This window comes from Pararhodobacter marinus, assembly GCF_003122215.1.
In the GTDB taxonomy this organism is placed as follows: domain Bacteria; phylum Pseudomonadota; class Alphaproteobacteria; order Rhodobacterales; family Rhodobacteraceae; genus Pararhodobacter; species Pararhodobacter marinus.
Window position 1 is genome coordinate 156,287 of record NZ_QEYD01000005.1, and the last position, 22,901, is coordinate 179,187.

At 68.1% G+C, this 22,901-nt stretch carries 21 protein-coding genes and 1 tRNA gene; 7 read left to right on the plus strand and 15 right to left on the minus strand.

The window, feature by feature from the left end; genetic code table 11:
- From C4N9_RS09495 to C4N9_RS09550, 12 genes are all read right to left on the minus strand, one after another.
- Window positions 1-783, minus strand: coding sequence for an HAD-IIB family hydrolase (locus tag C4N9_RS09495; protein ID WP_109533090.1), 783 nt, complete (start codon window positions 781-783; stop codon window positions 1-3).
- A 3-nt stretch (window positions 784-786) separates the two neighbouring features.
- Window positions 787-1,896 carry an NAD(P)H-dependent glycerol-3-phosphate dehydrogenase gene (locus tag C4N9_RS09500; RefSeq protein WP_245902504.1) on the minus strand — a complete coding sequence of 370 codons (1,110 nt, stop codon included), beginning with the start codon at window positions 1,894-1,896 and terminating at the stop codon, window positions 787-789.
- 381 nt (window positions 1,897-2,277) lie between these two features.
- On the minus strand, window positions 2,278-3,297 hold the full coding sequence (locus C4N9_RS09505; protein WP_245902505.1) for an SMP-30/gluconolactonase/LRE family protein: 1,020 nt from the start codon (window positions 3,295-3,297) through the stop codon (window positions 2,278-2,280).
- 58 nt (window positions 3,298-3,355) lie between these two features.
- Entirely contained in the window at window positions 3,356-4,231 is an 876-nt protein-coding gene (locus tag C4N9_RS09510; RefSeq protein WP_109533093.1) for an SDR family NAD(P)-dependent oxidoreductase, read from the minus strand.
- The gene (locus tag C4N9_RS09515) at window positions 4,224-4,724 is read right to left on the minus strand and encodes an OsmC family protein (protein ID WP_109533094.1); all 501 of its coding nucleotides are present in this window, start codon (window positions 4,722-4,724) and stop codon (window positions 4,224-4,226) included. Before C4N9_RS09515 ends, C4N9_RS09510 begins: the two co-directional genes overlap by 8 nt.
- Complete coding sequence (locus tag C4N9_RS09520) at window positions 4,703-5,485, minus strand: cyclase family protein (RefSeq protein ID WP_109533095.1); 783 nt, start codon at window positions 5,483-5,485, stop codon at window positions 4,703-4,705. Before C4N9_RS09520 ends, C4N9_RS09515 begins: the two co-directional genes overlap by 22 nt.
- Before the next feature lie 11 nt (window positions 5,486-5,496).
- Window positions 5,497-6,810: a TRAP transporter large permease gene (locus C4N9_RS09525; protein WP_109533096.1), complete on the minus strand. Its 1,314-nt coding sequence runs from the start codon at window positions 6,808-6,810 to the stop codon at window positions 5,497-5,499.
- A complete protein-coding gene (locus C4N9_RS09530) occupies window positions 6,807-7,361 on the minus strand; it encodes a TRAP transporter small permease subunit (protein WP_109533097.1) in 555 nt (184 codons plus the stop codon). The genes C4N9_RS09525 and C4N9_RS09530 overlap by 4 nt, the downstream gene beginning before the upstream one ends.
- A 71-nt stretch (window positions 7,362-7,432) precedes the next feature.
- Window positions 7,433-8,509, minus strand: a complete 1,077-nt coding sequence (locus tag C4N9_RS09535) for a C4-dicarboxylate TRAP transporter substrate-binding protein (protein ID WP_168192186.1) — start codon at window positions 8,507-8,509, stop codon at window positions 7,433-7,435.
- A gap of 67 nt (window positions 8,510-8,576) precedes the next feature.
- Complete coding sequence (locus C4N9_RS09540) at window positions 8,577-9,257, minus strand: TetR/AcrR family transcriptional regulator (RefSeq protein ID WP_109533099.1); 681 nt, start codon at window positions 9,255-9,257, stop codon at window positions 8,577-8,579.
- Window positions 9,258-9,363: 106 nt separating this feature from the next.
- On the minus strand, window positions 9,364-11,949 hold the full coding sequence (locus tag C4N9_RS09545) for an AAA family ATPase (RefSeq protein WP_109533100.1): 2,586 nt from the start codon (window positions 11,947-11,949) through the stop codon (window positions 9,364-9,366).
- On the minus strand, window positions 11,946-13,073 hold the full coding sequence (locus C4N9_RS09550) for a metallophosphoesterase family protein (protein WP_109533101.1): 1,128 nt from the start codon (window positions 13,071-13,073) through the stop codon (window positions 11,946-11,948). Before C4N9_RS09550 ends, C4N9_RS09545 begins: the two co-directional genes overlap by 4 nt.
- Window positions 13,074-13,441: 368 nt before the next feature.
- Here C4N9_RS09550 and urtA point away from each other — a divergent pair, with 368 nt between their 5' ends.
- The 6 genes from urtA (at window position 13,442) to nagA (ending at window position 20,388) form a co-directional block, all read left to right on the plus strand.
- On the plus strand, window positions 13,442-14,719 hold the full coding sequence (gene urtA / locus C4N9_RS09555) for an urea ABC transporter substrate-binding protein (RefSeq protein ID WP_109533102.1): 1,278 nt from the start codon (window positions 13,442-13,444) through the stop codon (window positions 14,717-14,719).
- Window positions 14,720-14,914: 195 nt separating this feature from the next.
- Window positions 14,915-16,525 (plus strand): urea ABC transporter permease subunit UrtB, encoded by a 1,611-nt coding sequence (gene urtB, locus C4N9_RS09560; protein ID WP_109533103.1) that lies wholly within the window; start codon window positions 14,915-14,917, stop codon window positions 16,523-16,525.
- A 4-nt stretch (window positions 16,526-16,529) separates the two neighbouring features.
- The gene (gene urtC / locus C4N9_RS09565; RefSeq protein WP_109533104.1) at window positions 16,530-17,636 is read left to right on the plus strand and encodes an urea ABC transporter permease subunit UrtC; all 1,107 of its coding nucleotides are present in this window, start codon (window positions 16,530-16,532) and stop codon (window positions 17,634-17,636) included.
- A complete protein-coding gene (urtD, locus tag C4N9_RS09570; protein ID WP_109533105.1) occupies window positions 17,633-18,370 on the plus strand; it encodes an urea ABC transporter ATP-binding protein UrtD in 738 nt (245 codons plus the stop codon). Before urtC ends, urtD begins: the two co-directional genes overlap by 4 nt.
- 3 nt (window positions 18,371-18,373) lie before the next feature.
- Window positions 18,374-19,075 (plus strand): urea ABC transporter ATP-binding subunit UrtE, encoded by a 702-nt coding sequence (gene urtE / locus C4N9_RS09575; RefSeq protein ID WP_109533106.1) that lies wholly within the window; start codon window positions 18,374-18,376, stop codon window positions 19,073-19,075.
- Between the two features lie 206 nt (window positions 19,076-19,281).
- Complete coding sequence (nagA, locus tag C4N9_RS09580) at window positions 19,282-20,388, plus strand: N-acetylglucosamine-6-phosphate deacetylase (protein WP_109533107.1); 1,107 nt, start codon at window positions 19,282-19,284, stop codon at window positions 20,386-20,388.
- Window positions 20,389-20,573: 185 nt separating this feature from the next.
- On the opposite strand, the gene C4N9_RS09585 is transcribed toward nagA, so the two are convergent.
- Together C4N9_RS09585 and C4N9_RS09590 are read right to left on the minus strand one after the other, a co-directional pair.
- Window positions 20,574-20,648 (minus strand) — tRNA-Gly (locus C4N9_RS09585).
- A gap of 81 nt (window positions 20,649-20,729) precedes the next feature.
- Complete coding sequence (locus C4N9_RS09590; RefSeq protein ID WP_245902506.1) at window positions 20,730-21,374, minus strand: winged helix-turn-helix transcriptional regulator; 645 nt, start codon at window positions 21,372-21,374, stop codon at window positions 20,730-20,732.
- 161 nt (window positions 21,375-21,535) lie between these two features.
- Between C4N9_RS09590 and C4N9_RS09595 the strand changes: the two genes are divergently transcribed.
- Window positions 21,536-22,297, plus strand: a complete 762-nt coding sequence (locus C4N9_RS09595) for a VOC family protein (protein WP_109533109.1) — start codon at window positions 21,536-21,538, stop codon at window positions 22,295-22,297.
- On the opposite strand, the gene C4N9_RS09600 is transcribed toward C4N9_RS09595, so the two are convergent.
- Window positions 22,270-22,872 (minus strand): TetR/AcrR family transcriptional regulator, encoded by a 603-nt coding sequence (locus C4N9_RS09600; protein ID WP_109533110.1) that lies wholly within the window; start codon window positions 22,870-22,872, stop codon window positions 22,270-22,272. The two genes, C4N9_RS09595 and C4N9_RS09600, sit on opposite strands and share 28 nt — an antisense overlap.
- Window positions 22,873-22,901 lie beyond the last annotated feature (29 nt).

Below are 22,901 nucleotides of genomic sequence, written 5' to 3' on the forward strand. Positions count from 1 at the left end.
TCAGGCTCCCTTGGGGATGTCGTGAAGCGAAAGCGCGTCGATGGCTTCCAGGATGCCGGCCGCGCCATGGGCCTTGGCGTGATAGACGCTGTCCACGCCGTCGAGCTGATGAACCAGAAGCGGCTCGGAATTGCCGACCGCCACCGCGTTCAGCCCCGAGGCCAGCATCGACAGGTCGTTGAGCGTGTCGCCCGCGCACAGCACGCGGCCCTCGGGGATGCCCAGATGCTCGACCAGCCGGCGGATCGACGGTCCCTTGGACACGCCCTTGGGCAGCACGTCGAAAAACCTGTTGTCCGAGATCAGCCAGTCGAGCCCCAGCGCCTCGACCCGCGCCTCGGCTGTGGCGTCATAGGAGGACGGCGTCAGGTCATAGCTGACGCGGTAGCGGAAATCGGTGGGCTGCAATGCCAGCCCCGGATGGCCATCCAGTGCCGCGCGCACATCGCCGCCCTTGTCGCCCCAGCGTTGGGCGATGTCCTCTTCCAGAGCCTCGATCGGCGCGATGGAGCCGTCGGGCTGCACCTCGGCAATCGTCGTGCCCACGTCACCCACAACGTATTCGGGCCAGGGCAGGCCGCGCTCGCGGCACATTTCCATGATGAATTCCGGGTCGCGGCCGGTGACGAAGATCAGCCCGACCGAATCGCGGTTTTGCTCGATCCAGCCATACAGCGTGGCGCGGTCGACATCGCTGCCACCCAGGAAGGTGCCGTCCAGATCGGTCGCCAGCGTGAAGCGGCGCGCGGCGATGGCGGGGCGCGGTTCGGTATGTACGTTCATGTCTCAGCTCGCTCCGAAAGGCAGCGGAAGGTTGGGGGCGGGATGGGCCAGCGACAGGTCCAGCGCGAAGGGCTCGGCCTCGATCGGGCGGGCCCAGAGCGCGCGGAAGGCTTCCTGCAGATCGGCGCCCTTGTGCAGCACGGCATGGACCGTCTCGCAGATCGGCATCGGTACCTTGACCCGATGCGCCAGATCGGTGACCGAGACGGCGTTGACCTCGCCCTCGACCACGACCGGGCGGCCGTCGAAGCAGTTGGGGCGCGGGATGCCCTGACCCAGCTGCGTGCCAAGGCTCATGTTGCGCGAGGTGGTGGACGAACAGGTCAGCGTCAGATCGCCCGCGCCCGACAGGCCGGTCACGGTCTCGCGCCGCCCGCCCAGGGTCTGGGCCAGAAGCTTCATCTCGTCGATGCCCCGGGTGATCAGCGCGGCGCGGGTATTCTCGGCAAAGCCCGCGCCCGACATCATGCCGCAGGCGATGGCGATCACGTTCTTGACCGCGCCGCCCACTTCGACGCCGACCAGGTCATCCGACACATAGGGCCGGAATCCCCCGCCCGACAGCGACAGCGCCAGCCGCGCGGCGGGGCTGGATTCCGGGTGCAGCCGGTCCTTGTAGCGGAAGGGGAAGGCGACGGTCGCGGCGGTCGGGTGGTCAAGCGCGGTTTCGCGCGCAAAGGTCGGGCCGCTGACCGCGCCGACGACATGGCCGGGCAGTTCCTCGGACGCGACCTCGGACAACAGATAGCCCGTATCCCGTTCGACCCCCTTGCAGGCCAGCGCGATCGGCACGCCCTTCGGCAAATGCGGCGCCATCGCCTGGCACATCTGGCGCAGGGTCGGCGAGGGGGTGACGATCAGGACAGCTTCGGTGTCGCTTAGCGCGTCGGCCAGATCGGATGTCGCCGTCAGGCCCGCGGGCAGCGGAACACCGGGCAGATAATCGGCATTCTCGCGCGTGGCGTTGATCGCCTCGGCCTGATCGGGTCTGCGCGACCACAGCCGGACCCTGCGCCCGTTGCGGGCCAGAACGATGGCCAGGGCGGTGCCCCAGCTGCCGGCGCCCAGAACCGTCAGGCGCTCATAAGGGGAAGAGGGGGCGGAACGGGACACGGTATCCTTGATGGCTGGCTCCTCGGGACGTGTTTCTTCTGACACTGGTTCACTCACGATCTGGGCGTCTCCACGCCGGGGCAGGGGCCTTGCGGCGTCTGCAGACATCCGGGCACACGCCCTCACCCGCCAGGGGCGGGAGCGGAGCGGTTCAAGACCTGCGCGGCGCCGCTATGTTGCTAACGCCCGACCGCGCGACCGGATCCGAACAAACTTGCGTATGATGACCATGTTAGCGTTCGGGGGCGACAGATCAAGCAAGCGTTGCCGCACTGCGGCGAAAGCTATTGAGGCAAAAGGGAAAGTTTTTCAGAACACTGCGCGGCAACGCTGTTCCCGGCGGCACATCGGTCGTGCCGGCGCGGGATCCGGCGGGCGCGGTCAGGCGCGCCCGGCCCAGTGCGCCATCGGCAAACCGGCGACCGGGCTGCGAAACGCCGGGATCCGCGTGCCCCTGAGCGAGCCGATATATACCGTTTTCAGATCCGCCCCGCCGAACGTGACCGAGGCGAACCACGGCGCGATCGTGCCGCCGCAGGCCAGCATGTGGTTGGGGGTCAGCGCGTCGCGTTCGAAGGCTTCGTAGAGGGCTGCCGAGGGGCCGGGATTGTCGTCATCCAGGATCACCCGAAACTCGCCTTCGGGCGTCAGCGCGAAGACCCGGTCGGACATCACATGCGTGCCCCACAGATTGCCGTAAGCATCGAAGGCGATTCCGTCGATGAAGCCGCCGGTATCCTCGGGGCCGAAGGTTTCGCGCGCCTCGACGGTTGCGCCCGCACCGATCTTCAGCCGGGTGATGCGCCGCGCCGAGGTCTCGACGACATAGAGCCATTCCTCGGCCGCATCGAAGCGGATCTCGTTGGTGAACATGAACCCGTCCGCGACGATCCGCGCGCCGTCATTGTCCAGCACGGCGACATAGCCGTCGCGGATCTTCGGGCTGATCGCCGCCATCCAGTTGGTGATCCGGGTCGAGATCGTCAGCCATATCCGGCCCTGCCGGTCGCGCAGCACGAAATTCACCTTGCCGATCGGGGTGCCGTCGATCGTGTCCAGGACCACGCTGGTGCGTCCGTCGCGGGTCATCCGTTCCAGCCGGTCGGTGCCGAAATTCGAGATCAGCACCGAGCCGTCGGTATCGAAGGCCAGCCCGTTGGGCAACGTGCCCTGCGTGAAACGCTGCGCCTCGTCCCCGGTCGCGCCGAAGCGGTCGTCGAGCGCCTGCGCGATCAGCGCCTGCGAGCCGTCGGGCCGGATATGCACCACGCCGCCCCGCGCATCCGCCGACCAGAGCGAGCCGTCGGGTTCGGCAAGGATGCATTCGGGACGCTGAAGATCCTCGCCGACATACCAGATGTCCTGCTTCGAGACGGTGAAACCGTCGATCGGGTTGGTCATGGCGTTCCCCTTCCTGATGGGCATGATCTGGCGCGCCTTCGCGCCCGGTCCAGCCGGATCAGCCGCGCCGCCGTTCCGCCATCTCGACAAACTTCCGCGTCTGCGCCCAGGCGGCATCAAGCGGTTCGGCGCCGCGCTGGGTGGCGATCCGGTCAAAGGCCTCGGCCACGTCCTCGGGGCGCGGGGCAGGGCCCAGATCCACCCCCGGCGTCTCGGTGATGGCGGGAAGCGCGACGATGCCCGCGCCCGCGGCAAGGATCGTCTTGGTGGGCGCGTTCCTGCTCACCAGAAACAGCGCGGCGGGCGACACGGTTTCCGGGGCCAGCAGGTCCAACGCCTCGGGCGGGAGCAGGTCGCGGGTCATCTGAGTCGCTGCGGCGGGGCTCAGCGCGTTGACGCGGATGTTGTGCTTGGCGCCTTCGATGGCGAGCGTGTTCATCAACCCGACCACCGCGCCCTTCGCGGCGGCGTAATTGGCCTGTCCGAAATTCCCGTACAGCCCCGAGGACGAGGTCGTCATCAGCACCCGCCCGTAACCCTGCGCGCGCATGATTTCCCACACCGCCTGCGTGCAGATCCACGACCCGCGCACATGCACGTCCATCACTGCGTCGAACGCATCGAGCGGCGTCTTGGCGAAGCTCTTGTCGCGCAGGATCCCCGCATTGTTGATCAGGATGTCGATCCGGCCCCAACTGTCCATGACCGCCGCGACCAGCGCCGCGACGGCCCCGGCATCGCTGACCGAGCCGTCCCAGCCCATCGCCTCGCCCCCGGCGGCGGCGATTTCGTCGACCACCGGCTGCGCCCCGCCCAGGTCCATGACCACCACCCGCGCGCCGCGACCTGCCAGAGCCAGCGCATGGGCGCGGCCCAGACCGCCTCCCGCGCCGGTGACGATGGCGACCTGACCGTCGAAGCGGATCTCAGACATCGACCCATCCTTCCTGCGTTTTCAGCCTGTACCGGATCTCGTTCTGGTGCCCCAGCGTCTGGCTGATGAAACAGCCCCGCCGGGCCTGCGTGACCAGCGTCTCGATCTCGGCCTTTGTATGGGGGCTGTCGATCAGCACGTCGATCTCGAAGCTCTTGGGCGCGGATTCGTAGCCCCGCCCGACCGCGACCCACGACCATTGCACGCGGGTTTCGACCCGCAGATCCAACAGGGTCAGCGCCATTCGTGACGCGAAGGACCGGATCTGCGTCATGATGCAGCCCGTCAGCCCGCCCACGAACAACGCCAGCGGCGGCGGCGCGCTGGCATCGCCGCCATGGAAGGTGCCTTCGTCGGTGGCCATTTCCCACGGCCCCTCGGCAAAGGGGCGCGACATGCTGACCACCAGATCGTTGCGCATCTTGCCCTGCGCCGTTCCCGTGGCATCGTATTGAATGACCGCGCCGTCCATCAGTCGAGGATCGCCACGCATCGGGTGAACCCGGCCGAGGCTGCCTTGATCTTGAACGGGAAGCACGAGACCTTGAACTCGGTCGCGGGCAGCTGGTCGAGATTGGCGAGCTTCTCCATATGGCAATAGCCGATCTCCATCGAGGCGCGGTGCCCCTCCCAGATGATCGACGCATCCCTGGTCTCGGCATAGCGCTGGGCGGTATGGATGAAGGGCGCGTCCCACGACCACGCATCCGTCCCCGTCACCCGCACCCCGCGTTCCAACAGGTAGAGCGTCGCGTCGCGGCCCATGCCGCAGCCCTTGGCCAGATATTCGGGATTGCCATAGGCCGCCCCGGCCGAGGTGTTGACGACCACGATCTCCAGCGGGCTCAGCGTGTGGCCGATCCGCGCGAGCTCGGCTTCGACATCCTCGGGCGTGACAACGTAGCCGTCCGCGAAATGGCGGAAATCCAACTTCACGCCGGGCTGAAAGCACCATTCCAGCGGCACCTGGTCGATGGTGATCGCGGGGCGTCCGCCGGGCACCAGCGCCCGGTCCATGGTCGAATGGTGGTGATAGGGCGCGTCCAGATGGGTGCCGTTATGGGTGCTCAATTGCACCCATTCCACCGCCCAGCCTTCGCCCTCGGGCAGCTCGGCATTGGTCATGCCCGGAAAGAAGCCGGTGATCTGGTCGGGCGTATCGGCATGGCCCTGATACTGGATCTTCGGCGCCATCATCGGCGGGTCCGAGGCGATGCCGGTCTCAAGGGCGACGGACAGGTCGATGATCCGCATGGAAGGTCCTTTCAGAGCAGGCCCGTGGAAATCACGGGGAAGGCGATAAGCAAGAGCAGCACCAGAAGCATGATGGCCGCGAAGGGCAGGGCCCCGCGAAACACGTCGCCCAGCGAGATCGCGGCATCGTCCAGCGCGCCCTTGATGACGTAGACCGACAGGCCGAGCGGGGGCGTCAACAGCCCGATCTCGACCGCCAGCACGGTGACGATGCCGAACCAGATCAGGTCGATCTGCATCGCCGTGGCGATGGGCAGGACCAGCGGCAGGGTGATCAGCAGGATGGACGAGCTGTCCAGAATCGTGCCCAGCACGATCAGGATCGCGCAGAAGAGCAGCACGAAGCCGGTCGGTCCCAGATCCTGCGCGATGGCCCATTCGGTGACGAAGGCGGGCAGACCCGACAGCGACAGGAAGCGCGAATACATCGTCGCGGCGATGATGAGGAAACAGATCGAGGCGGTGATATGCCCGGTTTCCAAGGTCACCTGCCACAGCACGCGCGGTCCGATCCGGCGCTTGATCCCGGCGATGACGATGGCACCCAGCGCGCCGATGGCGCCTGCCTCGGTCGGGGTGAAGACGCCGCCATAGATCCCGCCCAGCACCAGCGCGATCAGCGCCGCGATGGGCGCGAGCTTGGTCAGGGTGTCGACGGCGAGCGAGCCTTCATGGCTTGCGGCGGGCGCGGGTTGAGGCACGCCGGTGAAGCCCGGCGCGAAGCGCACCATCAGCGCGATGCCGACGATATAGGCCAGCGTCAGAACCAGCCCCGGGCCAATCCCCGCGACGAATAGGAAGCCCACCGATTGCTCGGCGATGATGCCGTAAAGGATCAAGAGCAGCGACGGCGGGATCAGCATCCCCAGCACCGACGACCCGGCCACGACCCCCGTCGCGAACCGCGCGCTATGGCCGATGCGCATCATCTCGGGCACCGCGACCTTGGTGAAGACAGCCGCCGAAGCGATGGAAATTCCGGTGATCGCCGCGAAGATCGCGTTGGCGCCCACCGTGGCCATGCCCAGCCCGCCCTTCAGCCGTCCCAGCGCGCGGTTGGCCACGTCGAACGTATCGCGCCCAATATCGGCGCGGCTGACGACCAGTCCCATCAGCACGAACAGCGGCACAACGCCGAACAGGTAGGAACTGATCGATTCCCGCGTTGCCAGCGCCAGCATCCGCGAGGCGTATTGCGGGTCGTCCCTGAGCGCCCAGATCCCCACGAACGAGGTCAGCGCCAGCGCGATCGACACATGCATCCCCAGCCAGATAAGGCCCAGAATGCCCACGAGCGACCACAGTCCGATCTCGACGCCGCTCATGCCCGCGCCCCCCGGACCGCGCGGATCGCCAGCATCAGCGCCATCAGCGCGAAGACCAGCACCATCAGCGCGGCGCCGGTCACGACGATGCCGTGAACGGGCCAGATCGGCGCGCGGAACTGGCCGACCGTGCCCACAATGTCGCCCCGCCCGTAGGAGCGCAGGAATTGCGGCCAGAAGGCCGACAGAAGCGCCGCCATCAGCACCGCGCCCGCCAGATGCAGCACCGCATCGGCGGCCTGTCCCAGTCGCGCGCTGCGGCGGGTCAGAAAGGACAAGGCCGCGTCCGACCGCGTCAGCTTGCCGCGCGCGGTGGTGTTGGCGACCTGCAGGAAGACGATGGCCAGGATCGACATCGCCACCATCTCGGGCACGCCGGCAATCGGCGCACCGAAAAAGAAACGCCCGATCACGTCGACCGAGATCAGCAGCATGACGCCCAGAATCAGCGCGGTGCCAAGCGCCGATAACAGCGCGGTCACGCGGTCGACGATCCGGGCGAAGGCATCGAGCGGGCCGATGCCCGTGGTCAGGGTGGCAAGCGAGGCCATGAAAGCTCCGGTCGTCTCGGGATCGTGTCGGAAAGGGCGGGGGCCGGGCTCGGCCCCCGCTGAAGGTCAGCTCAGCGCTGCGACCAGTCGCGGCCCAGATCGGCGCCCGCGTCCTGCAGCGTGCGGACATAGGTGGTCAACACCTCGGTCCCCGGCAGCCCGGCCTCGTCCGCCGCAGCCGCCCAGGTCCCGGCGATGTCGGGCAGGGCGGCGGCCCAGCGGGCGCGCTCTTCCGGCGAGAGCACGTGCAGGTTCTCGTCATTGGGCGCAATCGTCGCCATGGCCGCGGTGATCCGCTCGGCCTGTTCGGCGATATAGGCCTCCTGGAACGCCGTGGCGCCCGCGCGCAGCGCGTCCTGCACTTCCTGCGGCTGGCCTTCCAGCCAGCTTTGCGAGGCGACGACACCCCCCGCCGATTGCGCACCGAAATTGGTGATCGTCACATAGGGCGCGACCTCGTGCAGCCGGGCCGGGGCGGCGGCGGTCGGGAAGACGATGACGCCGTCGAAGACCCCGGTCTGCAGATCGTTGTAATAGGTCGTCAGGTTGCCCGCGACGCCCACGGCGCCGGTGCCTTCCAGCCAGTTCACCGCCGGTCCCGGCGCGGCGATGCGGTGGCCTTCCAGATCGTCGATCGAGGTGACGGGGAAGTTGGTCATCAGCAGATAATTGTCCAGCGCGAAGCCGCCGCCCAGATATTCGGCGTCATAGGCGTTCCAGCTTTCCGCCATGCCGGGGATCTGGTCATAGAGCGCTTCCATCGCGTCCATCACCTGCTGCGCGTCGGCCGGACCAAAAGGCGTGTTATAGGTGACGTTCTGCAACATCAGCTTGTTGGGCATGAAGACCGTGGGGATCACCGCGATCTCGGCCAGCCCGTCCTCGATCGCGTCCAGCTCGCCGCCCACCGCCGCCAGCGATCCGCCATAGGCTTCGGTCCAGTCGATGCTGTATTCGGTCCCTTCCAGCGCCGCATCGACGGCGGGGATGAAGGTTTCCGACAGGTGCTTCACCCACAGGAAGATCGGCGGATGGCCGTTGACCACCGTGATCGAAATCGTCTCGGCCATCGCCGGGGCCGCCAGCGCGCTCCCCATCGCCCCGGCAAGCGCGGTGCCCGTCATCAGGCGTCTGATCGTGCGTGTCATGTCTTTCCTCCTCCTCAGTTGTGCCGCGCCCGTCGCTGCGGGCGGGCGTGTCATTGTCCCCGGCGCCTCAGGCCGCCGGGCGCGCCAGGGCACGGATACCGGCGGCGATGAACCGCACCGCGCCGTCGAGCGTGTCGTCGACATCCTCTGCATCCTCCGCGCGCGAGACGCCCCCCGACAGCACCTGCCGCCGTCCCGTCGGCGCCATCAGCGAGATGCCGATGGCGACTGCGTTCAGATAGCCCCGCACCGCCGCCGCCCGGTCGAGCCCCGGCACCACGGCCCTCAATTCGTCGATGAAGACCCGCGCGATCGCGTCGTAATAAGTGCTGGTGATGCGGACCGAGCGTTCATCCGTCCCCGACGCCACATGGCTGAGGAGCCGGGTGAAATGCGCGCCGCCGCGCGTGGAATCGTGGCCCAGCGTGATCGTCGGGCGCAACAGCGCGTCGATCACCGCTTCGAGCGTCACGTTCCCCGCCGCGTGCAGCGCGGCCAGCCGGTCGCGGCGCTCATCGTTGATGGCGCCCGAGCGGCGGGCGATCACCGCCTCGAACAGCGCTTCTTTCGAGCCGAAATAGTAATGGATCAGCGCGGCATTGGCGCCGGCCCCCTCGGCAATCGCGCGGGTCGTCGCGCCGTGAAAGCCGCTGGCGGCAAAGGCGATCTCGGCCGCGTCGAGGATCGCATCCTGCGCCTCGCCACGCTCGAAGACGCGCTCGCTCCGCTGGGTCGCGGCTTTCGTCACGGCGGGCTCCTCCCTGAAACAACCGTTAATTAATCGCCTGATTAACTCTGCCCAGAATACGCCGCCTGTCAAGCGTGCCGTGAATTTCTGCAGCGCAGAAAAGGGGTTAGGCCACCGGGACGATCTCTTCGAATCCCAGCTTCGTGCCGCCCAGTTGACGCAGCGCGCGGTTCCGGCAGCTCAGGACGAGGATCTGCAGATCGCCCGCCTGCGCATGCAGCGCGTCGAACATCGCCTCCATCCGCTCGTCATCGGTGAAGACCAGCGCATCGTCCAGGATCACCGGCGCGTGCTGTCCCTGCCGCGCCAGAAGCCGGGCAAAGGCCAGCCGGACCAGCAGCGCGATCTGCTCGCGCGTGCCGCCCGACAGCGTGCCGATGGCCTCGGCCCGGCCGTCGCGGATCAGCTCGACGGGCAGCAGGCTGTCGCCGTCGAATCGCAGCTCGGCACCGGGCCACAGCAGCCGCAGCATCGGCCTGAGCTCGGCCAGAACCGGCTCGAAATAGCGATCACGGGCCGAAGACTGCGCCTCTTCCAGCGCCCCGATCAGCGCGTTCAGCACGTCAACCTCGTGGCGCAGCGCGTCGCGCATCCGTTCGGCCCGGCCCAGCCGCGCCTGCGTATCGACCAGCGTTTCCTCGATGCCTTCGCCCGACAGCGTCCCCACCGTCGCATCCAGAGCGGCCAGTTCGCGTTGCAACGCGTTCGCTTCCTCCTCGGTCCCGCGCATCACCGATTGCGCGCGGGCCAGCGCGGCGCGGCTGGCGTCGAGATCGGGGGCCGCGTCGCGCAGGGCGTCGCGCGCTGTCCGGGCTTCGGAAAGCGCCGCGCGCGCGGCCTCGAGCGCGTCATCCATGCCCGCGCCCTCGGGCAAGGTCGCCAGATGGGCGCGCGCTTCCTCCAGCCGACGCGCCAGCGAGTCGCGGTCGTGGCGCGCCCCGATGGCTGCTTCGCGCGCATGGTCGCGGGCGGTCCGCGCGCCTTCGGTGGCGATCTGTGATACAGCTTCGGCCCGGCGCGCGGTGTCGCGTGCCGCCTGCGCATCGGGCAAAGACGGGGCGTCGGCGGGCGCATCGTCGGCGGGTGCCAGGCGCGCGATCTCTGCCTTCAGCGCGTCGATCCCCTCGGGCGCAAGGCGGCGCAGGTCGTCGCTGGCCGCGCGCAGGGATTGCCCGGCCTCGATCCGCGCTCGCGCCGCCGCCCGCGCGCCCTCGGCCGCCTCGGCGCCCGCGCGCTGCAGGGCCGCAGCGAGGGCCGCGCGCGCCCGCGCCACGCGGGCGCTCGGATCGCCCGAGGCCGGCAGGATCCTGAGACGCCCCAGACCCGGCAGATCGAGCGCGGTGTCGCGCGGCACGCTGCGCGGCTCGGGTCCCAGCGGCGTGCCGTCGAGATGCAAATCGGGCGCCCCGGGTGCGGCGTCGAAAGCGATGCGCGGCGCGGCGGCCTCGGCCAGATCCTGCGCCACGGCCAGCTCGCGCGCGGCCTTGTCGATGGCGTCAAGCTGTGCCGCATCCGGGCCGGTTTCCGCCGCCTTGCGCAAATCCGGCAGCCTCTTGGCCAGCGCTTCGGCCTGCGCAAGATCGGCCTGCAACGCGGCGCGCCGCCTGTCGTTCTCCTGCCGGATCAGCGCGTCCTGCGCGGCCTGAACCTGCGCCTCGGCGCGTTGCAGATCCGCGCGCGCGGCCTGTTCCGCCTTCCCGGCATCGGTGAGCGTGGCCTCGGCGGCCGCGGCCTTGGCCTGCGCCGCGTCGGCCCGCGCGCCCGCCTCGTCCAGAGCGCGCGCCAGTTGCGCGACCTGTGCTTCGGTCTTTTCCCGGCCCGCGCGCTGATCTTCCAGTGTCCGGCAGGTCAACGCGGTATTCTGCAGGCGCTGTTCGGCCATCTGCAATTGCGCGGCGTGGCGGTCGGCGGCCTCGAACGCGGCCTGCGCCTGTTCCAGCCGCTGCTTGCGCAAGGCGACTTCGTCGGGCTCGGTCAGGGCCTGCAGCGACCGGCGCTTGGCGCGCCGCGCCTCCAGCGCCTCGCGCAGCCTTGCGGCGCGGGCCGAGAGCGCTTCGGCTTCCGACGACAGCGCCGCGACCTCTTTCTCGGCCGTGTCCAGAGGCCCGCCCGCCTTCGCGCCCCGCGTCGTCACCAGCCGGTCGCGGTCTTCGCGGGCGCGGGCCAGCGCGCGGTCCATCCGTTTGCCGCCGGTCATCGTCTCGATCTCGTCGGTGACCGAGGACAGAAGGTTCGCGCGCGAGGACTTCTCCTGCGCGTCCTTCTCGGCGAATTCCGTCAGGCCCTGCCGCACCCACAGCAAGCCCGTTGGCCCGCCCTTTTCCGGCGGCGTGGTCAGCGCGGCGATCCGGGCCTCGGCCTCGTCGGCCTTGGCCACCAGCGCCCCGTTGCGCCAGACCTCGGCATGGGCCTGCCGGCCCCAACGCTTGCGGATCTCCAGCCGCGCGCCGTCCTGCTCGATTTCCAGCGTGACCTCAGGATTGCCGCCCACATCGGGGGTCAGCGTGAAGCTCTTGTTCGTCGGGCGCGTCGTATGCTTGACGAACAGCGCGTACTGGATCGCCTCGAACAGCGTCGACTTGCCGCTTTCATTGGGCGCCGACAGCACGTTGACGCCGTCGCCGATGCCGTCCACCCGCACCGGGCGGGTGAACTGGCGCACATCGTTGAGCGTGACCGCGCGGATCTTCATGCGTCGTCCGCCAGATAGGAATAGAGCCGGTTGAGCGCCCCCGACGCGATCCGCCGCTCGGACTCGGCCAACGCCGGATCGCCCGCTTGCGCGGCCAGCCGGTCGGCGGCAGCCCTGAGCGCGCCGCCATGGTCAAGCTGATCAAGATCGGCTTCGGTGATCTCGGTATCCAGCATCGCGGTCTCCAGCCGGAAATGCGCGAAATCGGGTTCCGCCTGACGCGCGGCGGCGCGCAGGGCCTGCTGGGCTTCCAGCGTCGCCCGCCCGCGCGCATGGATGCGCAACAGATGATCGCGCCGCGCCGCGCCCGGGGGCGGCAGCAGCGCATCCAGAACGCCGGGCGCGTCCTGTCCCGGCACAAGGTCCAGTTCGGCCTCGGCCCAGTGGAAAGTCCCTGTTTCGACCGTCTTCACCACGGGCGCTTCGCCCCTCAGCGTGACGGCCAGACAGGCGCCGCGCCCGGTGTGGCGGAATTCCTCGAATTCCGGGGTGCCGCTATAGGCGGTGCGGGGGCCGACCTGTTTCTGCCCGTGCCAATCCCCAAGCGCCAGATAGGCGAGACCCGCGCTTTGCGCGCGGTCGGGCGGGATGATGCCCTCGTCGCGGGTATCTTCTGAAAAGCTCTGGATCCCGCCATGCGCCAGCCCCAGCCGCAGATCACCCTCGGGCGTGGCGGCGCCGGTCATCCATTGGGTCAGGTCGCGCCCGGCGTGGCGGCGGGGCAGGGGGGCGGGCAACAGCGTCACGCCCGGCGCGATCCGCTCGGGCGCCTCGCGCGTCAGGAGCCGCAGATTGCCCGGCGCCTGCCGCGCCAGATCTTCCCACAAGGCCTCGGCCCCCAGTGAATCGTGGTTGCCGGGCAAAAGCCACCATGTCAGCGACGCGTCGTCGGCCATCGCGTGCAGCGCCTGCCTGAGCGTGGCCTCGGCCGGAGTTTCGGTGTCGAACGTGTCACCCGCCAGCAGGATGTCGCGCGCGCCGTGATCGCGCGCGGCCTGCGCCAGCCGGGCGATGATCTGGTGGCGGGCCTCGATCAGCCGCCCGCGCAGCGCCTCGGGCAGATTGCCGAAACGGCGCCCCAGATGCAGGTCGGCGGAGTGCAGGAAGGTAAAGGCGTCGGCCATGAATCGCGGCGTGTCCGGGCGGTGACTGGATCAGGCCGCACGGTGGGCGAAATCGCGCCCGGCGACAAGGTCCGGGCCTCGTGGCTGAACATGATTCTGCAAATCACCGAGCCGTCAGGGCAATCAATTCCGCGCGATGGCATGATTTGCGCGCCCAGAATTGCCGCGACGTAAGGCCGCGTGCGCCCAAGGATTGGGCAAAGCCGGCCTGACGCGGGAAATGCGACCAATAAATCGCCACATCCGACAGGACCCGGTCCTAGCGTTGCGCAGGGCGGTGCGCCGTCCGACCACGGTTTCCGCCCCGCGCAGGCCCTGCGCCGCAACGGGTTCAACAACGGTAAAAAACACAACAGGACTGGGGACTTATGAAAAAGTTGCTGCTTACCACCGCTTTGTGCGCGGGTGTCGCCACCGGGGCTGTCGCGCAGGAGGATCCGATCCGCGTCGGTATCCTGCATTCGCTGTCGGGCACGATGGCGATTTCGGAAACCACGCTGCGCGACGTCATGCTGATGCTGATCGAGCAACAGAACGAGGAAGGCGGCGTGCTGGGCCGTCCGCTGGAAGCCGTGGTCGTCGATCCGGCCTCGGACTGGCCGCGTTTCGCCGAACTGGCGCGTGAACTGATCGAGGGCGAGGGCGTCGCCGCCGTGTTCGGCTGCTGGACCTCGGTGTCGCGCAAATCCGTGCTGCCGGTCTTCGAAGAGCTGAATTCGATCCTGTTCTACCCGGTCCAGTACGAGGGGCAGGAATCGCAGCGCAATGTCTTCTACACCGGCGCCGCGCCCAACCAGCAGGCGATCCCGGCGGTCGATTACCTGCTTGAGAACGGGGTCGAGCGCTTCTACCTCGCCGGCACCGACTACGTCTATCCACGCACCACGAACCAGATCCTCGAAGCCTATCTGATGGCGCAGGGCGTGGCGGCGGAAGACATCATCATCAACTACACCCCGTTCGGCCATTCCGACTGGCAGACCATCGTGTCGGAAATCCGCGACTTCGGCTCGACCGGCCGTCCCGCCGCCGTGGTCTCGACCATCAACGGCGACGCCAACGTGCCGTTCTACAACGAGCTGGCCGCGCAGGGCATCTCGGCCGAGGACATCCCCGTCATCGCCTTCTCGGTGGGTGAAGAGGAACTCGCGGGCATCGATACCGGCCCGCTGGTCGGCCACCTCGCCGCGTGGAACTACTTCATGTCGGTCGATACCGATGAAAACCTGGACTTCATCGATGCGTGGCACGCCTATATCGGCGACGACAGCCGCGTGACGAACGACCCGATGGAAGCCCATTACATCGGCTTCAACATGTGGGTCGAAGCGGTCGAGGCCGCCGGCACCACCGATGCCGATGCCGTCATCGACGCGATGATCGGCGTGGCGGTGCCGAACCTGACGGGCGGTATCAGCTCGATGGGCGCGAACCACCACATCACCAAGCCCGTGCTGATCGGCGAGATCCAGGATGACGGTCAGTTCGACGTCGTGTGGGAAACCCCGGGCCTTGTGCTGGGCGACGAATGGTCCGACTTCGTCGAGGATTCCGCCCCGCTGATCGCGGATTGGCGCGCCCCGCTGTCCTGCGGCAACTTCAACACCGAGACCGGCACCTGCGGCGGCTCGGAGATGGCCCAGTAACTCCCTGTGACCGGGGGAGGTTCGTGCGCCTTCCCCGGATTTTTCCTCACAGCCCGACACCGCGCCGCGCGGCCTTCCGCCCGGCGCCCCTGACCAGACCTCGCGTCGGAACGCCCCTCGGCGGACCGGCCCAGACCTACCGGGTGCCCGCGCCGTCGCCCCGCCGACACCGCCGCACCGTATTCCGGGGACTTCATGCTTTTGCGCCCTTATCTGCGTCTTCTGGCGCTGTGCCTGGCGATGCTCACGCCCCTCGCAGCCTCTGCCCAGACCCTTGACGAGCTGGTCGCCCGGCTGCCCGATGGCAGCTATGACGACCGCGCCGCCGTGGTGGCCGAGATCGCCGCGACCGGCGATCCGCGCGCGCTGGCCGTGCTCGAGGCGCTGCTCGAAGGCGAGCTCGAGCAACGCAATTCCGACGGCCGGATCGTCATCGTCGGGGGCACCCGACGCGCGCCCACCGGCACCGATGCGCTGACCGGCGAAGAACTGGGCGAGCTGGGGCGCCGCGCGACCGAGCGTATTCGCGTCAATAACAGCCTGCGCCGGACGATCCGTACCGCGATGGGCGTGATGACCCTGCGCGACCCCGACCCCGCGCGCCGTCTCGCCGCCGCCGAAGCCGCGTTGCGCAGTCCCGCCGTCGAACAGCTCGACGCGCTCGACGCCGCGATGCAGGCCGAGGAACTGGACTATATCCGCGAGGCGCAGACGCTGGCCCATGCCGCGACGATCCTTGCGTCCGACGCCGATACCGAGACCAAGATCGAGGCTGTCGGCGTGATCGCCGGTGCGCCCGCGCTGACCGTGCAATCGACCCTCAACGCCTACCGCGCCGCCGAGGACCCTGCGCTGGCCGAAGCCGTCGCCGATGCCATCGACGCCGCCGAGCGCCGTCAGGCACTCTGGGGACAGGCGCAGAACCTGTGGTTCGGCCTGTCGCTGGGATCGGTGCTGCTGCTCGCCGCCATCGGGCTTGCGATCACCTTCGGCGTGATGGGCGTCATCAACCTTGCCCATGGCGAGCTGGTGATGCTGGGCGCCTACACGACCTTCGTGGTGCAGGAAACGATCCGCACCCATGCCCCCGAATATTTCGGCTGGTCGCTGGCGATCGCTGTGCCGCTGGCCTTTCTGTTCGTTGGCGCGGTCGGGGTCGCCATCGAACGCGGCATCGTGCGCCATCTCTATGGCCGCCCGCTGGAGACCCTGCTGGCGACATGGGGCGTCAGTCTGATCCTGCAACAGGCGGTGCGCTCCGTTTTCGGCCCCACCAACCGCGAGGTCGGCACGCCCGACTGGATGTCGGGCGCCTTCCAGCTGGGCGAGATGACGGTGACCTGGCCGCGCGTCGCCATTGTCGTCTTTTCGCTTACCGTGTTCTTCGGCCTGCTTCTGACCATGCGCTATTCGGCCATGGGGCTGCAGATGCGCGCGGTCACGCAAAACCGCGCCATGGCCGCCAATCTGGGCATCCGCACTGGCCGCGTCGACGCGCTGACCTTCGGTCTTGGCGCGGGGATCGCCGGGCTTGCGGGCGTGGCACTCAGCCAGATCGACAACGTCTCGCCCAATCTGGGGCAGGGCTACATCATCGACAGCTTCCTTGTCGTTGTGTTCGGCGGCGTGGGCAACCTGTGGGGCACGCTGGCTGCCGCGATGAGCCTCGGCGTGGCGAACAAGTTCCTCGAACCCTGGGCGGGCGCCGTGCTGGGCAAGATCCTGATCCTGATCTTCATCATTCTCTTCATCCAGAAACGTCCGCGCGGCCTGTTCCCGCAACGCGGCCGCGCCGCCGAGGGCTGAGACCATGAGCAAACTCATCGACCTGCGCATGGGCCTGTTCCTGGCCGCGCTTTTCATCGTCACCGTTCTGGTGCCCATCGCCTCGACGCTGGACGAAGGCTCGGCCGTCGCGATCCCCAGCTACCTGATCCCGCTGATGGGTAAATACCTGTGCTACGCGATCCTCGCCGTCGCGCTCGATCTGTGCTGGGGCTATGCGGGCATCCTGTCGCTGGGCCACGGCGCCTTTTTCGCGCTGGGGGGCTATGCCATCGGTATGCACCTCATGCGCGAGATCGGCGCGCGCGGCGTCTATGCCAACCCGGACCTGCCCGATTTCATGGTGTTCCTGGGCTGGGACGAATTGCCGTGGTTCTGGTACGGCTTCGACTGGTTCCCCTTCGCCGCCGTGATGGCGCTGCTGGTGCCCGGCGCGCTGGCCTTCGTCTTCGGCTGGTTCGCTTTCCGCTCGCGCGTGTCCGGGGTCTACCTGTCGATCATCACCCAGGCGCTGACCTTCGCCCTGCTCCTGGCCTTTTTCCGCAACGAGATGGGCTTTGGTGGCAATAACGGACTGACCGATTTCCGCGACGTGCTGGGCTTTTCTCTGTCCGCCCCCTCGACCCGCATCGCGCTTTTCGTGCTGACGGCCCTCGCGCTGGCGGCCTGTTTGGTGATCGCCAAGGCGATCACCGTCTCGAAGGCGGGCAAGGTGCTGGTCGCGGTACGTGACGCCGAAAGCCGCACGCGTTTCATGGGCTACCGGGTCGAGAATTACTCGGTCTTCGTCTTCACCGTCTCGGCGATGATGGCGGGGCTTGCGGGCGCGCTCTACGTGCCGCAGGTCGGCATCATCAATCCCGGAGAATTCGCGCCCGCCAATTCCATCGAGATCGTCGTCTGGGTGGCTCTGGGTGGACGCGGCACGCTGGTCGGCGCGGCCATCGGCGCGCTGGTCGTGGTGGCGGTCGAAAGCTGGCTCACCGCCAATTTCCCCGACCTTTGGCTCTTCGCGCTGGGCGCGCTGTTCATCGTGGTCGTGCTGTGGATGCCGAACGGCATCCTCGGGCTCGTTGAAAAGCTCAGATTCCGGCGCGCGAAAGCCCCGGCAAAGACGGAGGCCCCGGCATGAGCGCGCAACTCTTCCTCGACGGCGTGCATCGCAGCTTCGACGGCTTCAAGGCGATCAACAACCTGACCCTGTCGGTGGACAAGGGCGACCTCAGGGCGGTGATCGGCCCCAACGGCGCGGGCAAGACGACGATGATGGACATCATCACCGGCAAGACGCGACCGGATGGCGGCGAGGTCTTGTGGAACATGTCCACCGACCTGACCCGGCTTGACGAGGCCGCGGTCGCCAATCTCGGCATCGGGCGCAAGTTCCAGAAACCCACCGTGTTCGAAACCCATTCGGTCGAGGACAACATCCGCCTTGCCCTGAAGGCGCCGCGCGGGGTCTTCGCCACGCTGTTCCACCGCTCGGACAAGGCCGAAGAGGCGCGGGTGACCGCGCTTCTCGACCAGATCCGACTCACGCATCTGCGGACCGAGGACGCGGCCAATCTCAGCCACGGCCAGAAGCAATGGCTGGAAATCGGGATGCTGCTGGCGCAGGAACCCGACCTGCTTCTGGTCGACGAACCGGCGGCGGGGATGACCGATGCCGAAACGATGGAAACCGCCGAGCTGCTGAAATCCATCGCCGGCCAGCGCACCGTGATCGTGGTCGAACACGACATGGATTTCGTCCGCGCGCTCGATTGCCGGGTCACGGTGCTGCATCAGGGCTCGGTGCTGGCCGAAGGCTCGCTCGACCATGTCTCGGCGCGCGACGATGTCATCGAAGTCTATCTGGGGCGCTGAGAGATGCTGGAAATCAAGGACCTGACGCTTCATTACGGCGCAGCCCAGGCGCTCAAGGGCATCTCGCTCACCGCAGAAGAGGGCAAGATCACCACCGTTCTGGGGCGCAACGGCGTGGGCAAGACGTCGCTCATGCGCGCCATCGTCGGGCGACACCCGGCCTCGGGCGGGACGATCACCTGGAAGGGCGAGACGATAGGCCGGCTCTCGCCGCCCGAACGCGCCAAGCGCGGCATCGCCTATGTGCCGCAGGGGCGCGAGATCTTCCCCCTCCTGACCGTGCGCGAGAATCTCGAAGCCGCCTATGCCACCCTGCCGCGCGGGCAGCGCAAGACACCCGACGCGGTGTTCGAACTCTTCCCGGTCTTGTTGCAGATGATGAACCGGCGGGGCGGCGACCTCTCGGGCGGTCAGCAACAACAACTCGCCATCGGCCGCGCCATGGTCATGCAACCCCGCCTCCTGGTGCTGGATGAGCCGACCGAAGGCATCCAGCCGTCGATCATCAAGGATATCGGCCGCGCCATTGAATACCTGCGCGACCAGTTCGGCATGGCGGTGGTTCTGGTGGAACAGTATTTCGACTTCGCCAGCGCGCTTGCGGACAGCTTCGTGGTGCTGGACCGGGGCGAGGCCGTCATGGCCGGCGACAAAGCCGACATCGCCGCGAAGGACGCCGAGCTCCGCCGCTGGCTCACCGTCTGAGGACATGCGCCCGGCGTCGTGGTCGGCTGAGTATTTGAAGCAAAGTGAAGCAGCGCGGGGCGCATGGGCGCGAATGATCTGACAAAGATCGGCGCCTTCATTCTGCTTCAAATACTCACGGCGCGCGTTCCCCGCCGGGCGCTCCCCCCTGTGACAAGGCACCGATTTCGTGATTAGCTCCGCGCGACGCAAGGGCAGGAGCTTTCATGCAACAGATCTGGCGCGGCGCGCGCGTCTTCGATGGCTGGTGCCTGCGCGACGGGGTCGCCGTCGTGGTCGAGGGCGGGCGCATTGCCGGCCTGCGCGCGGATGACGGGCAGGGCGAAGATCTCGGCGGCGGGATCCTTGCGCCCGGTTTCATCGATCTTCAGGTCAATGGCGGCGGCGGGGCGTTGTTGGGGCAGGGCGATCCCGACGACGCGTTGCGCCGGATCTGCGCGGCCCATCGCGGATTGGGAACGACCGGACTTCTGCCGACGCTGATCACCGCCGATCCGGCCACGACCGAAGCGGTGATCGCTGCGGGGATCCGCGGGGCGCGCGCCGGTTTGCCGGGGTTTCTGGGGCTTCATCTGGAGGGGCCGCATCTCGATCCCAGGCGGCATGGCGCGCATGATCCCGCGCTGATCCGGCCGATGACGGACGGGGACCTGGCGCTGTTGCGGCAGGCCGCCCGCGCGCTGCCCGCCCTGATGGTGACGCTGGCGCCCGAAGCCGCGACGCCGGGGCAGATCGCGACGCTGGCCGAGTCGGGCATCCTGATTGCGATCGGTCACAGCGATGCCCCGGAAAGTGCGGCGCGCGCGGCCTTCGAGGCGGGGGCTGGGGCCGTCACGCATCTCTACAACGCCATGTCGCCGCTTTCGCATCGTGCGCCGGGACTGGTGGGCGCGGCGCTCGACAGCGGGGTCGGGCTGGGCATCATCCCTGACGGTATCCATGTCGCGCGCACCCCGTTCCGGCTGGCCGCACGGCTGGCGGGCGAGCGACTCTTCGCCGTCACCGACGCGATGGCCGTCGCGGGCACCGATCTGACCCGGTTCACGCTGAATGGCCGCGACATCCATCGCCGCGACGGACGGCTGACGCTGGCCGACGGGACGCTGGCGGGGGCGGATATCTCGATGCCCGAGGCATTGCGCTGGATGATCCACGAGGCCGGGCTCGACCCGTCCGAGGCGCTGGCGATGACCACGCGCCGCCCGGCGGCGCTGCTCGGACGGCACGATCGCGGCGTGATCGCCGAGGGCGCGCGGGCCGAGATGGTCCATCTGTCGGACGGGTTCGGTTTGCTTGCGGTCATCGACGGCTGACGGGAGAGGGTGGCGACGGGCGCGCGGTTTCGCCCTCGTCCGGCAGGGCTGCGCCCTGCAGGTCTCGGGCGACTCACGCGCGCCTGCGGCGCGCGGCATCCGCCCCTGCAGTCAGAGGAAATGCGCGTCCCTGTGCTCAGGCCAAACGCAAAAGGCCGGATCCTGAAGGATCCGGCCTTTTGTTCTGGAGCGGGCGATGAGATTCGAACTCACGACCCTAACCTTGGCAAGGTTATGCTCTACCCCTGAGCTACGCCCGCTCGATGGCCGCCGTTTAGCACCGGGTGCCGGGGGCTGCAAGGGGCGCGCGCCCTCTCGGCGCGAAAATCCTGTTCCGGCGCTCAGGCTCCCAGCCGGAACGCATCGACGACATGCTGCGCGGTCTCTGCATCGCCGCTCAGCCCGATCGTTCCCGCCGCGGCGAGCTGGGCCACGGGCACGGGGCCATAGACCGCGATGGCGAGGCTGTTGCCGGTTCCGGTGAAGGTGAGATCGGGCAGGGCCCCCGCTGCTGGCACCGGCGCAAAGCCCTGCGCGTCGAGAAGGGCTGTAAACCGTTCGTCGCCCATGACGAACCCCACCTGTTGCGGCACCTGTCCCTTGTCTGGCCGCACCATCACCCGCATCGACAGCATCAGCGCGGTGGGCGAGATGAATTTCGTCGGATCATGCCCCGGCTGCTGCACCCCCCAGCGGCAGAGCGCGTCGATCACGTCGCGCGTGCCAAGCCCGGCTTCGGTCAGCTCGTAGACCGGGACCGAGGCGGGGGAAGGCAGGCGGTGATGGCGCAGCAGTCCCGAGGCTTCCAGCGCGTCGAGCCGTTGCGTCAGGATATTCGTGGCGATGCCCGGCAGCCCGGCGCGGATCAGCCCGAACCGCTTGGGGCCGAGCATCAGCTCGCGCAGCACCAGAAGCGCCCAGCGGTCGCCGATCAGGTCGAGCGCATGGGCCGCCAGGCAGCCTTCGTTATAGCCTTTGCGCGTCATCACCTCTCCTGTAGTTTTCATTTTACAATTGTTCAGTTGCTTTTTGCAAGCACTTGTCGCAGCCTTGATCCGGGCGAGTCGGGGGAGCCGTCGGCGGCCTTGCGAAACCCGGTCGAAACCCTGCCAAAACTCGAAACCCTGCCAAAACAAGGAGCGCAACGATGACCCGATCCGTTCAGGGCCTTCCCTGCTGGTATGAACTGACGACCTCCGATCCTGCCGCGTCGGGGGCTTTCTACGGCTCGCTTCTGGGCTGGGAGACGACCGAAGTCCCGATGGGCGAGCAGAGCTATTTTCTGAACACGCGCGACGGCAAGAATGTCTCGGGCATGATGCGGCCGCCCGCGCCCGACATCCCCCCCAACTGGTGCCCCTATTTCGGCGTCGAAAGCGCGGATGATACCGTGGCGGGGATGCTTGCCGATGGCGGCCAGCAGATCGTCGCGCCCACGGATGTGCCGGGCACCGGGCGTTTCGCGATCATGGCCGACCCGCAGGGCGCGGTCTTCGGCCTTCTGCAGCCGCTTCCGGGCGATACCGACGAGGCCTATGCGCCGGGCCAGGCGGGTCATGGCGCGTGGCACGAATTGATGACCTCGGACCCGGTGGCCGCGTTCGGGTTCTATCGCAAACATCTGGGCTGGGCGCCCGGCGAGGCGATGGATATGGGCGCGATGGGCACCTATCAGCTGTTCGCCGCAGGCGGTGGCGATGCGGGCGGTATCATGGGACAGCCCCAACAGGGCATGCCGTCCTTCTGGGGCTGCTATTTCGGCGTGCCGGGGATCGATGCCGCGCAGGCGCGGATCGTCGAGCTGGGTGGAAAGGTGGTCAACGGCCCGATGTCGGTGCCGGGTGACGCGTGGATCGTGCAGGCGATGGATCCGCAGGGCGCCTATTTCGCGCTGACCGGACCCAAGTGATCCGGGCGGTCGGGCACGATCAGCCGTAGCAGCGCGCGGAACGGGGGCGGATTTTCGCCCCCGGCCTGTCCGCGCTTGCGGGTGAAGCCCAGCGTGGCATAGCCGTGGACCGCGCTCCAGACCGCGCCCTCGAAGACCAGATCGGCGCCGCCGGTGAAGGGCGCGCAGCCCGCGCGCAGCAGGCCGTAGGCGCGTGTTGCCCCGGCGCGGAAATCGGGATCGTCGCGGTCGACTTCGGCTGCGGTGAACATCAGGTGAAAAAGGCCCTCCTGTCCCTCGACAAAGGCCAGGTAGCCGTCGCAGATCCCCGCCAGCCGCTCGAACGGCGTGTCGGCGGCGGCATCCCGGTGGGTGATCATCGCGCGGTTGAAATCGGCGAAGGCGCGGATGGCGATCGCGGTCTGAAGCCCGCGCAATCCCTTGAAATGATGGGCAGGTGCGGCGTGGGACACGCCTGCACGGGCGGCTGCGCGGCGCAAGGTCAGCGCCTCGGGCCCGCCTTCGGCGAGCAGGGCCATTCCGGCCTCGATCAGGGCGTCGCGGGTCGAGACTTCAGGAGGGGTGTCTTGGGTCATGCCCCGTTCTGACCGTGTTCCCTGACAGT